Raw genomic sequence first — 17,792 nt, forward strand, 5'->3', positions numbered from 1 at the left:
GAAGCCTCCGTTTTAGTAGGTTTGACCAGTTGTGTGCAAGATAAAAAATGAGATTTTTCACTGCTCACATTCACCACACTTGCGTCCAGAAAACTGACCGAAGAAATCAATTTCCCTACCAGCGAAGAGTAGAAAGCACCTAAACCATGAGAAGATTTGCCTGCTTTCTTCTTGATGGTTTCATCTAAAACGAATAGATACGGAGGAGGCATCAAAAAGAAAAGTCCGAAAAAGTAAGACACGTATCAGTGTCCAACCCAAAGGCTTTGGGGCATAAAATCTTTCTACGCTACGAGTGGATAAACTGCCGAAACGACCAATGGCTCGGGTGGTTACGAGGACAGATAAACGAAAAATAGTAGTGATGATGTTAGATAATTTTGCTATATTTGCAAAAGAAACTTCTGGTGCTAAGACTAAGAGGATTTCTAATATATTTGGCATTTTTTTTAGGTTAATCGTGAGAAAATTCCCCTAAATAAATGCCATTTTTTTAATTTAATAAATTATACTCTTGGCGGTCATATTGTTTAAATTAATATCCGTATAATTGAACCCACTAAACGACAAACTTACCCAAATTATTGGTAGCCTTGCTTTTGTACTTCCTGAAGTGTGGTTAGCAGTAGTGTTTTGCTTGCTTATACTCATAGACTTGTTTGGTAAAAAGTCTTGGCTTTTTTACTGCTTTTTTGTAGGCTTAGTCATAGAAATTGGGCTTATCTATCTTTCTCCACTCCAAAATGGACTTTTTTTAAATACCTTGACCTCTGATTTACTGACTAAAATTTTCAAATACCTTTTTGCCTCAACTACTTTAGCGATTTTATTGCTATTGAAAAATGCCAAAAAAGACTTCGCCATTTTCCAACGCATTGGAGAATCTTACGCTATTTTATCTGTTATCTTATTAGGAATGAATTTGTTGGTGATGTCCACCCACTTGCTTATGCTGTATCTATCTTTGGAAATTGTATCTATCGGGGGGTATGTATTGGCAGTATTGAGTTTTGAGCGGAAATCGGTGGAAATCAGCATGAAGTATGTACTATTTGGCATTTTTGCAAGTGCGATGATGCTTTACGGAATGTCTTTATTGTATGGATTCTCAGGAAGTTTGCATTTGGCAGAAATCGCCAAAGCTATCCAACAAAACAAGCTATCTTTTCCTTTTCTGATAGCATTTAGCTTGGCTATTGCAGGTTTTTTGTTCAAAATCTCTGCTTCTCCTTTTCATATTTGGACACCTGATGTCTATGAGGGTGCGCCTACTACTGTAGTTGCTTTTTTCTCTACGGCAAGCAAGGCGGCAGGTTTGGCAGTTCTAAGCAAATTTGTCATTATTTTAGGACAAAAAGAAATTTACAATATCTTGGCTATCATTGCTTTAGCTTCTATGCTGATAGGGAATTTCTCTGCACTTTGGCAGTTTTCTTTCAAGAGGCTCTTGGCTTATTCAGGCATAGCACAAGCAGGTTTTATGCTCCTTGGTTTACTTACTGTTTCGGAAGAAGGGGTAAAAATTTTGATTTTTTACCTTATTGTATATGTTTTGAGCAATGTATTGGCATTTTTAGGACTTACCTTAGTAGAAAACAAATTGAGGTCAGATAGCTTGCTGTCTTTTAGTGGATTGGGGCAAAAAAACCTTGTCTTGGGTATCTCTCTTGGAGTAAGCATGATTTCTCTGGTGGGTTTACCCCCCACAGCAGGATTTACCGCCAAATTTCTCATTTTTAGTCAGTTATGGCAAGATAAAGCCAATAGCTTATCTCTTTTACTTTTGATAGTTGGTTTGCTTTCTACCGCAATTTCTCTGTATTTTTATTTAAAAATTCCATATTACTTATTTTTCAAACAAGAGGAAAACAAGAATACTCAAATTACTGATTTTAAAATTACTCATTTTCAAAAAGTCTTTCTTTTGGTCTTAGCTTTTAGTTTACTTTTATTTTTCTTGCGCCCTGACTGGTTGCTTGCTGTTTTAGGTCTTAGCTAAATAGCCCCTATCAGACATAACGACTCAACAAGTAGATGTGGTATTTTTTTAAACTCTATTAGGAGTTTGATATTGAGTTATTTATACAACTCCTAACAGAGCCAAAAAGCATGAGAATATTCTTTTTCTACATAAAAAATAGAATCACTAAGGCTTCATCATGATAATTTTGGTAGAGTAAATCCCTGCCCCTCCACTTGACTGGCTTACTATTCTGTAACCTTCTTTGGCTAAAAGATTCAATCTCAATGTCATTTTTTTGTCATTTTCTTTGATGTTGCCAAAATTTACCCCTACCATGCTGTAATAGTTGTCTAATTCAAACTCCTCACTTTTTCCATCAGGGAAGGTAATGATACAGCGAGAGCGACCTGCTCCCCCTTGCACTACAGACTCTAATACGTTGATATGAATATACTTAGGTGCGCCATCTTGAAGATTTGTTTTCTCTTTGAAGGAAGTGAAAGCAATCATGCCTGCTCCTAATACAATGCCTATGAATACTAAAACGATGTTTTTCATGGTCTTTTTAATTTTAAAGTTAAGAAAATAAATATTTGACGAGATGTTATTATACTCTACTGATATTAACTGATATTGCTTTGAAAGGTTATAAATTAGTGGTTCTCTGTCGGAGTCTGTGATTTTTTTTCTCTAATTACTTTGTAAACTTTAACAGCAGACATTAATAAGATGACAAAAGCCATCAAACCTACTACTCCATACACCAAACTCATGTTTTGCTTGACCACGACGAGCATGACAATAGCTACTAAAAAAATAGTAGGTACTTCGTTCCAAAGACGAAGCTGAGTGCTTGTATAGAGGAACTTCCTGCTTAGCAACTGTTTGCAAATAATATGTAAAGAATAATGATAGGCAAAAAGTAAAACTACCAGACCTACCTTGATATGTAACCAAACAGGAATACTTGGGTAGAGCATCAAAAGCCAAATGCCAAAAATCAAGGTAAGCAGGGCAGAAGGAAAAGTAATCCCCCAAAGCAAGCGTTTCATCATGAGATCAAACTGGCTTTGTAGGACATACCTTTCTTGCTCAGGCTTATCCTGTGCCTCTCTGTGGTAAATAAAGAGGCGTACCAAATAAAACATTCCACTAAACCAAGTAACTATAAAGATAATGTGCAGGGCTTTTATATATAGGAAATACATGATATTGAAAGAATTAGATTGCTAAACAGTAAGGCAAAGATAATGCTCTATATTTTCATGCCTACCACAAGTACATCATCTATCTGACGTTCATTGCCTTTCCAATCCTCAAAAACTGTTTCTAAGATTTCTCTTTGGGTAGCAAAGTCTTGATGATGATTCTCATATAAAATCTCTTTAAATCGCTTAGACAAAAATTTCATTCCTTTTTCTCCTCCAAACTGGTCTTGGAAGCCGTCAGAGTACAAATATATATAAGTAGGCATTGCTAAAGAGATTTCATGTAATTCATATTCTTTTTCATTTTCTCTTTGCCTGCCTCCAATAGGTCTTTTGGTTCCTTTTATTTCAAAAAATTTATTGTTCTGCATATAGCACAAGGAGTTCATTGCGCCTGAGAATTCCAATTTCTCATATTTTTTAGTTTTTGCAGATTTAGTAAGCGTAATAATGGCAATGTCCATACCATCGCGCATACCACTTTCACTTTGCTTCAAATCAGTAAAAATAGTTTTATTCAAGTGTTCTAAGATTTGATTAGGTTGGGTAATTTTATGAATATTGACAGTTTGATTTAATAGATTATTGCCAATCATACTCATAAAAGCACCAGGTACCCCGTGTCCTGTACAATCAGCTACAGCGAATACAATCTGAGAAGTATGAGGTGAATTATCTCCAACTGGGAAAATTTCCTCTGAAAGCCAATAAAAATCCCCAGAAACAATATCACGAGGGCGATAAAAAATAAAAACATCATTAGTTACCTGCTCAAAAATGCGATTTATAGAGGGTAAAAGCGCATTTTGGATACGTACAGCATAATTGATAGAGGAAATAATATCTAAGTTTTTGCGTTCTATATCCAACTTTTGTCTTTCTACCACATCAAGCGTAATGGTCAATTCTTCATTGGTTTGGTCTAACTCCTCTTTTTGTATCTTTACCAAGTCTAAGGCATCGCTTAGCTCTTTAGTACGTTCAACAACTTTATTTTCAAGCGTTTCATTAGCTTCTTTCTGTACTAAGAGTGCATGGGCTTGTGCTTTTTCCCTTTCTGCGCGATACGTATTTATTTTGTCGGCAAGTGCAAAAGAGAGTAGCAAAACTTCTAAAGCAGACCCTATTTGCAAGGGGCTAATGTAGGCTAATCTTGGAATTAAATTGGCATCTCCAATAATCTGTGCAATAATGCCTATAATCAAAAAAACCCATGCTACTAAATAAAACTTCGCAGGAGAATAACCTTTGCGAAAAACGATGATGCCCACAATCAAAAAATAGATTGCCATAAACAGCAAACCAGCTTGAGCAATAATGAGGGCAGGAATAGCCTGTTTGAGGAGTAATAAAATAACAATAAGAATAGATGTGCCTATAAAAACATTAGAAATCCAGTGAATACGAGGCGCATTTTTCTTAGTGTTGAGAAAATCACGCGTAAAAAGAACTGCAAAAATTTTGAAAAATGCAGGCGCAATCACTATATAATTATTCAAAAGAGGATAGTCTGCCCAAATAAATTCAAAAAAATACCCATAAATACCTGCAATAAATACAGTAGTGCTGAATACGTAAGCTACATAGTATAAGTAAATTCGCTCTCGCACCGAAAAATAAACAAATAAATTATACAAAAACATCAGTAACATAAAACCAAAATACAAACCCTGTACGTAATCTGCCACATGATTGCGACCATACAAGGATTTGATATTACCGATGCGGATAGGAAAAGCAAGCGGCTGTAAACTGGTTACTCTCAGGTAATAGGTTCTCTGTTCCCCTTGCGGAATATTCAAATGATAAAGGAAGTTAGTAACCAAAATCTCTCGCTGTATAAAAGGGTAGTTATCTCCACCCACTTTTTTACTTTCCAATTGCTCATCTTTCAATACATAGAGTGCGATGCTATCCAGATAAGCAGACCCTAACTCCAAATAAAAATCTTCTTGGGAGGCTTTATTCTCTACAATAAATTTGAGCCAAACCGCGGCATTGGTACTTTGAAAATTGGGGATTTCCTGTGTAACTTTTTGAAATTTACCCTGTATCTCTGTACTTAGAATTTGTTTTAAAGTAAGACTACCATGTTCATCTTGATAGTAAAGTGTAGCCAACCCAATATCTATTGGTTCTGAAATATTATCAAGTACTATTACTTGTTGGGCATAAGTAAAATGCAAGCAGGTTAAAAATAGTAGTAGAGAAAATAAGTATTTTTTCATAGGTTTATCATTGGGGTAAAGATAAATTATTATTTTAGAAAGTGAAAATATTTACCCCGCATAATTATAAATTTTATTATGCTTTTTTAACAATAGATTAGAATGGATTTAGCAGATTTAGAACAGCAAGCCAAAGAAATACTAAAAAGTGTGGAAAACTATCCTGAAAAACGCTTGGCATTGCGGCAGGAGTTTTATCGGAAGTATGGCTACGGGAAGCTAACGGAGTTTGGCTACGGAAACTCAGAGATAGCTTTTCTGGAGTGGGAAATACGGCGAGGGGTACTAAATCCGCTTGACTACCCTACACAAAAGGGAAGTGCTTGGTGGCGTGGGGTAAACGGGGATTTCATTTACTTTTCTACCTTAGCCGCACTTATTTACGAATCTGGACAAACTTTTGAGTTACTTTCCCCAATACTCACTTTTTGGCTGGACTATATCCAACAACCCTCGCAAGCAAATTGGTATAGGGCGCATAATGGCAGCATCGCTTATGGGTACAAAAATCAATTGGAAACCATAGCAGAAGAAAACTATTTTGAGAAAATCTTTATTAACATGGTGCTTTATCGAGTGCTTTTTGCAGGTGCATTAGCCACAGGTAGAGAATTTGGGAAATTGGGGAAAATATTATCAGACCCGCGACTTCCTTCTGTCGATATCATAGTGCAGATTCCTGATTTTTACCCTGACAACTATCCACTTTCGCAAACAGATATTATCAATATTTTACACAAAGGACTTGACCTTGCTGACATAGGCGCAAAAATATTAGACCAAATTATCATCTTGCCCCAATTAGCAGAGCTGTATCAGTTTTCGGCTGATTGGCTCAGAGTTCCGCAAATATCTCAATGGTGCATAGGAGGTAGCCCTGCTTACCCCTATCGCTTAGGTGAAATGACTTGGTGGCTACAGCTATGGAAATGGGTAAAGAAGATACTTGGTCTGACTGTAAAATAACACAAAAGCTAAACTTTGAATATGACAAAGAAAAAAATTGTAATTCTTGGGGGTGGCATGGCTTCACTTTCCGCCGCTTACGAACTCACCAACTATGACGGTTGGCAAAATGACTATGAAATTACGCTTTATCAAATGGGCTGGAGAGTAGGAGGAAAGACCTCTACGGGCAGAGGCGTACACGACCGAATAGAAGAAGTAGGGATTCATATTTTCCAAGGCTGGTACGAAAATGCCTTCAAGATTTTCCAAGAAGCCTATGCTTACTGCGAACATAACAACCTTTTCCCGCCAGATTTTCCTTTCAAAACTTGGAAAGATGCCTTTGTACAGGAAGATGCTACCTTGCTTACACAGTGGTTTGAACCCAAAGGAAAATGGATTAGTCGGAATTGGGTCTTTCCAGCGAACAACCTTGTTCCAGGACAGGGCGGGAGTCAGCCAATTTCTGTAGCAATAGAAAAGATGCTTTACATGCTTCACGAACTCATTTTTGGACTTCCCAATCAGCAAACAGAGAACAAAGGTATTTGGGGGGTTATCAAAAAACTCTTGGGGCTAAACAACAAGGAATCTGAACTTGCCAAAGCAAGCAAAGACTACATTGCCAAAGCTACCCAAACAGCCAAACGGAGTTCCCTTTTAAGAGAATTATTTGCTGATGTAGCCTCGCTTGCCCCTCACTTATTTTTGAAAAATGCCGCAGATAAAATAAAAGACCTCAAAGGAAATCCTGTTATTTATGAGGAAATCATAGAATTGTTAGAAGAATTTACCAAGTGGTTTGTAGGCTTCACCAATCTATTTCCCAAAGATTCAGAGCGAATTTATTGGATTAGAGTTATCGGGGAGTTTGGTTTGGTGGCTATTCGTGGTTTCTTAGAAGATATTTATGACCCTAAAACTAATCAACTCAACTTTAACAATATCAACCACTTAGATTTTAGAGCATGGCTTGCTCAAAAAGGGCTTACCCCGCTTACCTTAGACTCAGCAGTAGTACGCTTTCTCTATACAGGCACTTTTGCCAATCTTTATGGTGGTAATGGACTAATCGGAGCGGGAACAGCAATGAATTTTCTCTCAGCATCCGTAGGTTATAAGGGCGCATTTGTTTGGAAATTTAAGGCTGGCACAGGCGATACCTTGGTAGCTCCTATTTATAATATGCTGGCACACCGAGGCGTAAAGTTCAAGTTTTTCCATAAAGCCGTTCAAGTGCATCACTCAGAAACAGGGGAGATAGAGCAAATTACTATTGCAAAGCAAGTGGATTTGATTCAAGAGCCTTACCAACCTCTTACTCCTATCAAAGGCGAGCTGACTTGGGCAAATAAACCCGATTATAGCCAAATAGTACCTGAACAAGCCAAAAAACTACAAGAGGAAAATATCAATCTGGAATCTGCGTGGTCGCCTTGGCAAAATGTTTCAGAGTTTGTGCTAAAAAAAGGAGAAGACTTTGATGCTGTTATTTTGGGGATTCCTGTTGCTGCTTTGGGAGGCGAAAACGGCATTTGCAAGGAAATTATTAATGCTAACGATAGCTGGCAAAAAATGTATCAGAATGTAAAAACTACAGCCACTCAATCAGTTCAGGCTTGGATTAGCAAAGATTACACAGCTTTGGGTATGGACTTAGCCCAATGGGGCATACAAAAGGGGGCTACACCAAACTTGGTTACTTATGCCAGCCCTTTGTACTCTTGGATAGATATGAGTATTGTGCTTCCGCAAGAGTCTTGGCAGGAAGGCAAGCAACCACCTATGCTGCTTTATTACTGTGGCTCCATGACTGACCCTGACTATATTCCGCCTTTTAGCGACACCCAATATCCGCAAAAGGAAATAGATAGATTAGTGTACACCACCCAGCAGTGGCTCAACGATAACATGGGCTATTTTTTCCCCAATGCGACAAGTATTGAGTATCCACAGGGTTTTGATTTGAGTATCCTTTTTGACATGTACGACCGTCCTAATGCTACTCCCAATGAGAAACTACTTTCCCAGTACCTGCGTGTAAACGTAAACCCTTGGGACAGATACACGCTTTCCATTCCCAATTCTGGTTTTTATCGACTCAAAACTGACCAATCAGGTTACAAAAACTTATTTTTAACAGGTGACTGGATAGATTTTGGGGTAAATGTAGGTTACATAGAAGGGGCAGTAAATTCAGGCTTCCAAGCGGGTCAGGCAGTAAGGAAATTTTTACAGCTTCCAATCAATAAGGTAGAAATGGGAGAGTTAAAAATTTGATTAGATTGCTTTGCTAAACAGTTGGTCTGATTGCTTGCTTCGGTATAGGTAAGCATCAAAAGCGGCGCAAATGTGCCGTACCAATAATCTTCCTTTGGGGGAAATATTTACCGTATTTCCGTCCAAAGTAAGCAGTTCATCTGCTTCTAAAAATGTCAGTTTGTTTTTGATAGATGCCAAAAAGTCCACATCAAAATTTGCAGGGTCGAAAGTAGTGCTGTCGATACACATCAAGTCCAAAATATGCTGACGAATGATTAAATCCTGTTTACTCAATAAATGTCCATGAACAATGGGCGGTTGTCCTTGTTGAATTTGTGATTGATAGGCTTCTACCGTTTTCTCGTTTTGGGCAAAAGCCGTCCATGTATCGCTGATACTTGAACTGCCTAATCCTATGACCAATTTGTGATTGGTGGTAGTATAACCCATGAAATTGCGATGTAGTTTCTTTTCTTGGTAGGCTTTGAGTAACTTATCCGAAGGCATAGCAAAATGGTCCATGCCAATCGCTACAAAGCCCTGCGCCGTCAATAGTTGATTCCCTAAGCTATACATCGCAATTTTTTCATTGGCAGCAGGCACATCTTCATCAGTATATCGCCGCTGTCCCTTGCTTTTCCACGGGACGTGAGCATAAGAGTAAAAAGCAATCCTATCAGGAGCTAAGTCTTTGATTTTTTCAATAGTAAATTCTATGCTTTGCAAGGTTTGTTTAGGCAATCCATACACCAAGTCTATATTGATACTCTCATAGCCAAGCTCACGCGCCCATTGCACTACTGCCTTAGTTTGCTCAAAAGTTTGAGGACGATTGATAATATATTGTACTTGACTATCAAAGTCTTGCACTCCCAGACTTATCCTATTAAAACCTACCTCAGCCAACACTTTTAGGTGCTGTTCTGTGGTGTAATTTGGGTGGACTTCTATACTAAACTCATGATTTTCAGCTATCTGACTTCCTTCTAAAATACCCTGTATGAGTGAGTGCAAGTTTTGGGGAGAAAAGAAGGTAGGTGTTCCTCCTCCTAAGTGTATTTCTTTGATAACAGGCATCTTATCTAAGACTTTCTTATACATTGCCCATTCTTTGAGTACACTTTCTAAGTAAGGAACTTCAACTGCATGGTTCTTGGTAATTCGCTTATTGCAAGCACAGTAAGTACACAACTCTTCGCAAAAAGGCAAGTGGATATATAGACAAACTTCTTGATTTTCAGCTTCAAATCTATGCCTGACCTCTGCTTCCCACCGTTGAATAGTCAAGCTATCAAAACTCCAATAAGGAACAGTAGGATAGCTCGTATATCGAGGTAGAGCTACATCATATTTATGAAGTAAATGAATTAAATCCTGCTTCATTGGCGTACTTAATTTATACAAATTTAGGAAATTCTTAGGCAGGTCTATGGGTAATGTCAAAGAATTTTAATTTTTTCCTGTATCCTTATCCATAGACTCTTTTATGTATGCCACAATTTTATCAAAAGTGTGAGGGCTAAACCATTGAATTTGCGTATCTTTTCTAAACCATGTGAGTTGCCTTTTGGCGTAGCGGCGGCTGTTGCGTTTTAGTAGCCTTACTGCCTCCTCCCAATCGTACTTGTCGTCTAAGAAGTCTATAATTTCCTGATAACCTACGGTTTGCATGGCGTTTAAATGCTTGTATTGATAAAGTTTTTTGACTTCTTCTACCAAACCCTCCGCTATCATCATGTCCATACGCTCCTCTATGCGTTGGTAGAGTTCTTCTCTTGGTCTATCCAAACCGATTTTAATAACTCGGAAAGGTCTATCTGCTTGATTTTTATTACTTTCTTTCTTACGAAATAAAGAATAAGGCAAGTGAGTGCTTCTAATTACTTCTAAGGCACGCAGTATGCGATGAGGATTGGCTTTATCTACTAACTGATAGTAAGCAAGGTCTTTTTCTTCTAATTCTTTGAGCAAAGGAAGTAAGCCATTTGTGGCAAATTCCTCTTGGAGGCTTTTCCTAATAGTAGGTGCTACCTCTGGCATTTCATCAAACCCTTCGCAAAGTGCTTTAACGTATAGTCCTGAACCTCCTACCAAAATTGCTACCTTTTTCCGCTGGAAAATCCCTACCAAAGTATCAAGGGCATCTTTCTCAAATTGACCTGCATTATACTCATTGTCAATATGATGTGAGTTGATAAAATGATGCTTTACTGCTTTTAATTCCTCACCAGAGGGTTTAGCAGTACCTATGTTCATTTCAATATAGAATTGGCGGGAGTCCGCAGAGATAATTTCTGTATCGAAATATTGGGCTAAGCGAATTGCCATAGCCGTTTTTCCTACGGCAGTAGCCCCTACAATAGTAATAAGGTAATTCAACTTTATGCAAAAAATTTCATAAAGTTAAGCACATAAAGAAGTTCCTACCAAATTTTGCGATAAAACATTACTGTTAGTTTCATTAGCCTGCATACGGAAGGGAAAAATAAAAAGTAGTGCCTTCGGTTTCCTTGCTTCTGAGCCAAATTTGCCCTTTATTTTTCTCTACAAATTCCTTACAAAGCAATAGTCCTAAACCTGTGCCTTTTTCGTTAGCCGTTCCTCTCTTAGAAAAATGTGTACCTGATTGGAAAAGTCTCTCAGCATCTGCTTGGCTCATGCCAACACCTGTATCTGCCACAGCACATATTACCCAATCCTCCTTAATTTCTGCACTAAGCGTAACCTTGCCTCCAGCATCGGTAAACTTGATAGCATTGGCTATTAAATTTCTGATAATCAAGCGAATTTGGTTTTTATCTGCCATGACTAAGGTCTTGCCCCTCACTAAGTCCGACAGACTAATTTCTTTGTCATCTGCTTTGCTTTGGTAAAGAGAAACTATTTCTTCTGTAATCTGCTTTATGTCAAATACTTGTGGCTGTGTTTTTATCCCATTCATTTGGGTATAAGCCCATTGCAAAAGGTTCTCCAGAGTATTATGCACACTATCTAAGTTTCTCCGCAAGTCCACCACCAGCCTTTGAAAATCTACTTGTGAAATGTTCTGTGCTTGGAGTAGTTCCAAAGCACTGCTTAGGCTATTCAAAGGACTGCGAAGGTCGTGAGAAACAATAGAAAATAGCTTATCCTTAGCCGTATTTACTTGAGCAAGCTGCTCCGCTTGGGCTTGTATTTCCTCTTTTTGGTGGCTAATTTGCTGATTTTGTTCATTGAGTAACTGGTTTGTTTTCCTTTCTTTCCAATAGTTTCTAATGAAAAAGAAAGTCAGTATAATTAAACTCACAGCCCCAGCGACAAAGCTCACTTTTTGAAAATAATGCTTTTCAATGTCTTTGGTAAGCAACAAAATTTGATTGTCTTTGGCTTCTATGTCAAAGTGATGTTGCATCTCCAAAACAGCTAAGTTTTTGGATTTCAAATTAGTAGAATCACTTGCTTGCTTGTAAAGTGTATGGAACTGATAGGCTTTGGGAAAGTCTTTTCTCAAAGCATAAATTTGCGCCAAGCCGTGATAGGCTTCTTGCAAAGCAAGATGAATACGGTTAGGTAAAGCTAATTGGAGAGCCTGTTGAAAGTTTTTCTCCGCTATATCTGTTTGTTTTAGTTGTAAATATATTTTCCCTAAGGCATTATACATCAAAGCAATCTGCTCTGTATCTACTTGGTAGGCAAGATTGATTCTCAGACCTTCTTTATAATAGGGCAGTGCCTCTTTGTATTCTCCTTTATCAAAGTGAAAAGTAGCAATATTGCTGTAAATCACCGCTATTAGTACACTATCTTTTTCGTTTTTAGCTACTTGTAGGGCATTATCAAAATATTTGACTGCTATAGGGAAGTTGTTAGCATCTTTGTAGCAAAGAGCAAGGGCATTATATACATTGATAAGTTGACGGCTTCCCAAAGAGTCTTTGGCAGTTTTGAGTGCATTTTGTAGAAAATTCTGTGCTTTGCCAAAATGCTTAGCGTTCAGATGCAAAAAACCGATGCGATAGTAAGTATGCGCCAATGCTTGCTTAAAATCCTCTTTCTCATAGCCTTCTGTACTTTTCAGGTAATATTCTAAGGCTAAGTCAGGGCGATTATGTTTCTGACAAACTTTGGCTAAGATGTCATAGGCTTGGGGTAAAGCAAGACGACGATATTGCAAGGTCTGGCAAATTTCTACGGTTTCTAAACACTCTCTTTCCGCACTTACAAAGTCAAGAGTATCTACTATATTTTCAATCTGTTTCAAAACATTGTCATAAGTACGCTTAGTAGAAAGAGCGAGAGCCTCTTGCAAATCGTTCAATCTACTTTGAGCAAAAGCAATATGAAAAATTCCCAACCCTAAAAACAAAAAAATCAAAATCTTCCTCATCAGTGGAATAAATAAATCAAGCAGAATAAGTTAATCAGTGAAATTAGAATAAGGGGGAAGTTCAATTTAAGAAGCTGTAATAAAAGTGCTACTATAATTGTATTGGCTAATGTTAAGCAAAAAAGATGACAAAGTAACAAAAATATGAATTTTAACTTTGAGTGTATTTGTACATGGGTAAGGTTCGGTGTTTATTTGTATTTGTGGGTTGGTCTTAATTATATAAGTCGCAAGAACAAAATAATGACAAAAAAGCATCAAGAATAAAAGCAAGAGCTAAGCTAAATTTGGCTAATTATAACAAAATAAAGTTATCTTACAAACACCCACCCCTCATTTAAGATTACGAAAACTTTGGCGCCTTGAAAACTTTCCTTAAATAGTTTTCTAATTTGCTTTTTTGCATTTGATAATGTACTTTTGTATCTCAAATGAAACCCATAACTTTCATATTAGCAACTTTTATCTTCTTCCTTGCCGTCAAGCCAGGAATAGATATATTTTTGCTGCAAGCAGACACAGAACAAACTTGTTGTGGCGGGCAATGCACCCCGATTTCAGATAATGACAAGTCGCAAGACCAAAATCAAGACAACAACTGTAAGGGCAAAACCTGTAACCCTTTTCAGGTTTGTGGTTCTTGTGTTTTAATGTGTTCAAATATTAGCTCTTTCATACATCTCCCTAAACCAACGGCTTTATCAGACAAAAGATTTACTTATTTATCAACTATTACCTCTCAATTCGCCTCTGACTTTTGGCAACCGCCAAAAATTGTTTAACAAATCGCTCAATTTTCACTGAAAAATTCGGATCAGTAATTTTTGTCAAACAATTTAAAATCAGAATAAAATGAAATTTATCCAATTATTTGTGTTGGCTTGCCTCTTTTGGGCAACCACAGCCAGTTTCGCATTTTCGCAAACTGTATCTACAAATCAAACAACAGAAAATTTAAAGACTACCACCGTTAAGGTGAAAGGCATTACGTGCGCAACTGACCTCAAAACAATTGCTACTAATGTAGAGAAAGTAAAAGGTGTAAACAGTTGCAAACCTTTAAAACAAGGAGCAACTTCTACTTTTGAAGTAAAATACAATCCCGCATTGGTAAGCGAAAAGGAAATTTTCAACGTTATTGAAAATACAGGAGGTTGCGAAAACCCCACCGAAAAACCTTATAAAATAAAACAGTAAATCATTAGTAGTTCAGGGTATTCCCTATGCTCTGAACTGCTTTTTACAATCAAAGCAATGAAAAAATACATTTTTATTGTTGGCTTATTGCTTCCCTTCGGTATTTCGGCTCAAAATATTGTAGGCAAAGTAACTAATCTCAAAAAAGAACCCCTCGCTGGGGCAAGTATTTTTTGGCTCGGCACTACCACAGGCGTAACCACTGACGAAAAAGGAACATTTGAAATTGCTACACAAGGCATTTCAAACAAAAAACTCATTGCAAGTTATGTAGGTTATACGCCCGATACGCTTGAAATTACTCATCAAACCTTTGTTGAGTTTGTATTGCAAGATGCCTCAAACCTCAAAGAGATAGTCGTTCGAGGTGAGCGTGAGGGTGTAATTATCTCAGACCTTACACCCATTAAAACCGAGCAAATCACGCAAACCGAACTCAAAAAAGCCGCTTGCTGCGACTTATCGGGCTGTTTTGAAACACAAACTACCGTTCAACCACAGGTTACGAATGTGATAACCAATTCAAAAGAACTTCGCATTTTGGGCTTGTCGGGCGTGTATAATCAGGTGCTTATTGATGGCTTTCCTATGATACAAGGTCTGACTTACACCTATGGCATTAGCAGCATTCCGGGTACATTGGTAGATAACATTTACGTAGCCAAAGGAGCAAACAGCGTGTTACAAGGCTTTGAGAGCATCAGCGGGCAAATCAATGTAGAAACCAAAGAACCCGACCAAACCGACCGCCTCTTGCTCAACGTGTATATGAACAATTTTTTGGAAAAACACTTCAACGCAAGCTATGCCTTCAAGAAAAACAAATGGAGCAATTTAACGGCATTGCATATCGTTCAACCTGCCCAAAAAATTGACAGAGATAAAGACAATTTTCTTGACTTACCTCTGCTTACTCGTTATATGATTTCTAACAAATGGAAATACGGCAACGAAAAAGAATGGGGCTGGCACAGCCGAGTAGGTGTTCGGTTTTTGAGCGAGCAACGCATCGGTGGGCAAACTTTTTTTAATCCTCAAACCGATAAAGGCAGTAGCATTGTGTATGGGCAAAGCGTAAATATCAATCAGCCCGAAATTTGGACAAAAACGGGCTATCGCTTCAACGACAAAAGCAGCATTGTCGGGTTTGTTTCGGCTTTCCACCAACAACAACATTCTTTTTTCGGCACGGTGAAATACCAAGCACAACAAAGCAATTTTTACGGCAATATTCAATACGAGCATAGCTACGCCCAACACGAACTCAAAACAGGTTTCAGTTTTCGCCATCTCAATTTGAATGAAAATATTGCTTTTACCGATACTTTTTTGCCACGTACCTACGCAGGAAACTACCACAGAATAGAAAACATTTGGGGGCTTTTTGCTGAAAATGTGATGCGATTTTTCAACGACAAACTGACGTGGATTGCAGGCATTCGGGGCGACCAGCACAATCAGTTCGGGTTTCAGCTTACGCCACGAACATTGCTAAAATATGACCTCACGCCTCAAACCATTGTGCGAGCCAATATAGGCACAGGTTGGCGAACCGTAAATCTTTTCAGCGAAAATATTGGGCTACTCGTCAGTTCCAGAGATATTATTTTTGCCGAGCCACTGCAACCCGAAAAAGCTATCAATTACGGCATTAACCTAACCCAAAAATTTGAAACTCAAAACGAAAACCTTTCGGGTTATTTCAGTGCCGATTATTACAGAACCGATTTTCAAAACCAAATCTTCCCCGACTACGATACCGATGCCACCAAAGCCATCATCAAAAATTTTACGGGCAGGAGCGTTAGCAATGGTTTTCAGGCAGAATTGTACTTGAAAATTTACAAGCGTTTTGAACTAAAAACAGGCTATAACTACCTCAACGTATATCGGGAAGTTGGCGAAACCAAGCAATTATTGCCTTTCAACCCAATGCACAAGGTACTGACAAGCCTGAGTTACAAACCGCTCAGCAACAAATTTCATTTTGATATGAATGTGCATTGGTACGGAAAGCAGCGTTTGCCCAATACCCAATCTAATCCTGTGGAGTTTCAACGCCCAGATTTTTCACGTCCTTTCACCCTTGTCAATGCCCAATTTACCTACAATTTCAAAAGGTTTGAGGTGTATGCAGGTTGCGAAAATATTTTTGATTTCAGACAATTGCAGCCCATTATCAGTTGGCAAAATCCGTTTAGTCCTTATTTTGATACTTCTTCTGTTTGGGGTCCCACACGCGGACGTGAAATGTATCTGGGTGTGCGGTTCAGATGGACAAAAGAATAAGGAATAGATTATTTTCAAAATTTGGTTACATTATTAATGTATGGGCATGATTTTAAAGGTTAAATGCCTCTTTATAGCCTAAATCTTGCTTATTGCAAACAGGTAGGTGATGTTGTTTCTTTTTCTACTATATATCTATGTCTAAACTTATAATTTCTAACATACCCACCAAAGCACTAATTTCTTCTTTCGTATTGAAAGTATGCAAGCAGATTCTTAACCGCTCTTCTCCAGCCTTTACCGTAGGCGCAAGGATTGCCCGCACTTCAAAGCCATTTTCTATCAGGTAATTAGCCATTTTTTTACAAGGCTCGTTCCCACTAATCCGAATGACTTGTATAGGACTGAAGTTATTGATAATTAATGAGTTTTCGGTTTCTGGTTTCTGGTTGTTGGTTGTTAGTTGTTGATAAAAATAGATTTTTTCTTTCAAATCTTCCTGCAATTCAGGGTGTTGCCTAATATAGTCAAAAGCACAAGATATACTTACTAAGTTATGCAAGGGGGCTGCTGTAGTAAAAATAAAACTTCGAGCAAAATTAACTAAATAGTTTATTAGCACGCGAGAGCCTACCACACACGCACCATGCGAACCTACTGCCTTCCCAAAAGTATAAACCCTTGCAAAACAAAGGTTTTCTAATCCTAACTGACAAACTAAACCATTTCCTCCCTCTCCAAAAATCCCAGTGCTATGTGCCTCATCAAGTATGACATACGCCTTGTATTTTTTGCACAAATGTAGCATCTCCGTTAAGGCACAGTTGTCCCCGTCCATAGAATATACAGACTCTAAAATGACGAAAATCGCAGAGGCATTTTGATAGTTTTGTAATTTTTTTTCTAAGTCCTCCAAGTCATTGTGTTTAAAAGGAATATGATTAGCAAAACTTAAACGATAGCCCTCTCTCAAACTTGCGTGTACCAGCTCATCATAAAGAATAACATCTCCTTTTTGGGAAACGGAGGAAATCAAGGCACTGTTGGCATGATAGCCTGAGTTAAACAGCAGGGAGGCTTCCCCTCTAAAAATATCAGCTAATTTTTCCTCTAACTGCATAGCATACAAGCTATTCCCTGATAAAAGGCGAGAACCTGTTGCCCCTATTTTCTTTGGCACAAGCGAATGATAGGTTTGCTCTACTATGTGGTTTAATTCTTCATTGTGTGCTAAACCTAAGTAGTCATTAGAGAAAAAATCGTACTTGGCAGTTGGAAGCGTTAAACGTCGAAGATTGCCGTCTTTTTCCCGTTGATTGAGCTTGTCTTGTAAGCGTTCTGTAAGCATAGACGTTTTGATATTTTCAAAGCAAAAATAGACAATGAAACAC

General features: G+C 38.0%; 15 protein-coding genes. 6 read left to right on the top strand and 9 right to left on the bottom strand.

What is annotated here, in order from left to right; all coding sequences use genetic code 11:
* Together BM141_RS19285 and BM141_RS22650 are read right to left on the bottom strand one after the other, a co-directional pair.
* Positions 1-212, bottom strand: a 212-nt coding sequence (locus BM141_RS19285) for a transposase (RefSeq protein WP_143091003.1), incomplete at its 3' end; no start/stop codon positions are given.
* On the bottom strand, positions 181-444 hold the full coding sequence (locus BM141_RS22650; RefSeq protein WP_143091004.1) for a hypothetical protein: 264 nt from the start codon (positions 442-444) through the stop codon (positions 181-183). The genes BM141_RS19285 and BM141_RS22650, both read right to left, overlap by 32 nt.
* Positions 445-550: 106 nt before the next feature.
* Between BM141_RS22650 and BM141_RS19290 the strand changes: the two genes are divergently transcribed.
* The gene (locus tag BM141_RS19290) at positions 551-1,999 is read left to right on the top strand and encodes an NADH-quinone oxidoreductase subunit N (RefSeq protein ID WP_091549103.1); all 1,449 of its coding nucleotides are present in this window, start codon (positions 551-553) and stop codon (positions 1,997-1,999) included.
* Between the two features lie 147 nt (positions 2,000-2,146).
* Here the strand turns inward: BM141_RS19290 and BM141_RS19295 are convergent, their stop codons facing one another.
* The 3 genes from BM141_RS19295 to BM141_RS19305 form a co-directional block, all read right to left on the bottom strand.
* Positions 2,147-2,521 carry a hypothetical protein gene (locus tag BM141_RS19295; RefSeq protein WP_091549104.1) on the bottom strand — a complete coding sequence of 125 codons (375 nt, stop codon included), beginning with the start codon at positions 2,519-2,521 and terminating at the stop codon, positions 2,147-2,149.
* A gap of 95 nt (positions 2,522-2,616) precedes the next feature.
* Positions 2,617-3,171 carry a CopD family protein gene (locus BM141_RS19300; RefSeq protein ID WP_091549105.1) on the bottom strand — a complete coding sequence of 185 codons (555 nt, stop codon included), beginning with the start codon at positions 3,169-3,171 and terminating at the stop codon, positions 2,617-2,619.
* A 47-nt stretch (positions 3,172-3,218) separates the two neighbouring features.
* Complete coding sequence (locus tag BM141_RS19305) at positions 3,219-5,399, bottom strand: 7TM diverse intracellular signaling domain-containing protein (RefSeq protein ID WP_091549106.1); 2,181 nt, start codon at positions 5,397-5,399, stop codon at positions 3,219-3,221.
* Positions 5,400-5,501: 102 nt separating this feature from the next.
* On the opposite strand from BM141_RS19305, the gene BM141_RS19310 reads away from it, so the two are divergent.
* Positions 5,502-6,365 (top strand): hypothetical protein, encoded by an 864-nt coding sequence (locus BM141_RS19310; RefSeq protein ID WP_091549107.1) that lies wholly within the window; start codon positions 5,502-5,504, stop codon positions 6,363-6,365.
* A 21-nt stretch (positions 6,366-6,386) separates the two neighbouring features.
* Positions 6,387-8,627, top strand: coding sequence for a flavin monoamine oxidase family protein (locus BM141_RS19315; RefSeq protein ID WP_091549108.1), 2,241 nt, complete (start codon positions 6,387-6,389; stop codon positions 8,625-8,627).
* Here BM141_RS19315 and hemN read toward each other — a convergent pair whose 3' ends face one another.
* The 3 genes from hemN to BM141_RS19330 form a co-directional block, all read right to left on the bottom strand.
* Positions 8,628-9,992 (bottom strand): oxygen-independent coproporphyrinogen III oxidase, encoded by a 1,365-nt coding sequence (gene hemN / locus BM141_RS19320; protein ID WP_091549109.1) that lies wholly within the window; start codon positions 9,990-9,992, stop codon positions 8,628-8,630. It lies immediately after the preceding gene.
* Positions 9,993-10,058: 66 nt separating this feature from the next.
* Complete coding sequence (gene miaA, locus BM141_RS19325; RefSeq protein ID WP_221407716.1) at positions 10,059-10,988, bottom strand: tRNA (adenosine(37)-N6)-dimethylallyltransferase MiaA; 930 nt, start codon at positions 10,986-10,988, stop codon at positions 10,059-10,061.
* An 82-nt stretch (positions 10,989-11,070) separates the two neighbouring features.
* Positions 11,071-12,975, bottom strand: coding sequence for a tetratricopeptide repeat-containing sensor histidine kinase (locus BM141_RS19330; protein ID WP_091549111.1), 1,905 nt, complete (start codon positions 12,973-12,975; stop codon positions 11,071-11,073).
* Between the two features lie 431 nt (positions 12,976-13,406).
* Between BM141_RS19330 and BM141_RS19335 the strand changes: the two genes are divergently transcribed.
* The 3 genes from BM141_RS19335 (at position 13,407) to BM141_RS19345 (ending at position 16,461) form a co-directional block, all read left to right on the top strand.
* Entirely contained in the window at positions 13,407-13,757 is a 351-nt protein-coding gene (locus tag BM141_RS19335) for a hypothetical protein (RefSeq protein ID WP_091549112.1), read from the top strand.
* A 70-nt stretch (positions 13,758-13,827) separates the two neighbouring features.
* Positions 13,828-14,172, top strand: a complete 345-nt coding sequence (locus BM141_RS19340) for a heavy-metal-associated domain-containing protein (RefSeq protein ID WP_091549113.1) — start codon at positions 13,828-13,830, stop codon at positions 14,170-14,172.
* Positions 14,173-14,229: 57 nt separating this feature from the next.
* The gene (locus BM141_RS19345; protein ID WP_091549114.1) at positions 14,230-16,461 is read left to right on the top strand and encodes a TonB-dependent receptor; all 2,232 of its coding nucleotides are present in this window, start codon (positions 14,230-14,232) and stop codon (positions 16,459-16,461) included.
* 127 nt (positions 16,462-16,588) lie between these two features.
* On the opposite strand, the gene BM141_RS19350 is transcribed toward BM141_RS19345, so the two are convergent.
* Positions 16,589-17,749 (bottom strand): aminotransferase class I/II-fold pyridoxal phosphate-dependent enzyme, encoded by a 1,161-nt coding sequence (locus tag BM141_RS19350; protein WP_091549115.1) that lies wholly within the window; start codon positions 17,747-17,749, stop codon positions 16,589-16,591.
* Positions 17,750-17,792 lie beyond the last annotated feature (43 nt).

The sequence above is a fragment of the Thermoflexibacter ruber genome (assembly GCF_900113045.1).
Lineage (GTDB): Bacteria > Bacteroidota > Bacteroidia > Cytophagales > Thermoflexibacteraceae > Thermoflexibacter > Thermoflexibacter ruber.

What these genes read in the sequence shown, in the direction of transcription:
- BM141_RS19295 (WP_091549104.1), bottom strand. Translation starts at nt 2,521, where the DNA reads ATGAAAAACATCGTTTTAGTATTCATAGGCATTGTATTAGGAGCAGGC.
- BM141_RS19305 (WP_091549106.1), bottom strand. Translation starts at nt 5,399, where the DNA reads ATGAAAAAATACTTATTTTCTCTACTACTATTTTTAACCTGCTTGCAT.
- BM141_RS19315 (WP_091549108.1), top strand. Translation starts at nt 6,387, where the DNA reads ATGACAAAGAAAAAAATTGTAATTCTTGGGGGTGGCATGGCTTCACTT.
- hemN (WP_091549109.1), bottom strand. Translation starts at nt 9,992, where the DNA reads ATGAAGCAGGATTTAATTCATTTACTTCATAAATATGATGTAGCTCTA.
- BM141_RS19340 (WP_091549113.1), top strand. Translation starts at nt 13,828, where the DNA reads ATGAAATTTATCCAATTATTTGTGTTGGCTTGCCTCTTTTGGGCAACC.
- BM141_RS19335 (WP_091549112.1), top strand. Translation starts at nt 13,407, where the DNA reads ATGAAACCCATAACTTTCATATTAGCAACTTTTATCTTCTTCCTTGCC.
- BM141_RS19350 (WP_091549115.1), bottom strand. Translation starts at nt 17,749, where the DNA reads ATGCTTACAGAACGCTTACAAGACAAGCTCAATCAACGGGAAAAAGAC.
- BM141_RS19300 (WP_091549105.1), bottom strand. Translation starts at nt 3,171, where the DNA reads ATGTATTTCCTATATATAAAAGCCCTGCACATTATCTTTATAGTTACT.
- BM141_RS22650 (WP_143091004.1), bottom strand. Translation starts at nt 444, where the DNA reads ATGCCAAATATATTAGAAATCCTCTTAGTCTTAGCACCAGAAGTTTCT.
- BM141_RS19330 (WP_091549111.1), bottom strand. Translation starts at nt 12,975, where the DNA reads ATGAGGAAGATTTTGATTTTTTTGTTTTTAGGGTTGGGAATTTTTCAT.
- BM141_RS19345 (WP_091549114.1), top strand. Translation starts at nt 14,230, where the DNA reads ATGAAAAAATACATTTTTATTGTTGGCTTATTGCTTCCCTTCGGTATT.
- BM141_RS19310 (WP_091549107.1), top strand. Translation starts at nt 5,502, where the DNA reads ATGGATTTAGCAGATTTAGAACAGCAAGCCAAAGAAATACTAAAAAGT.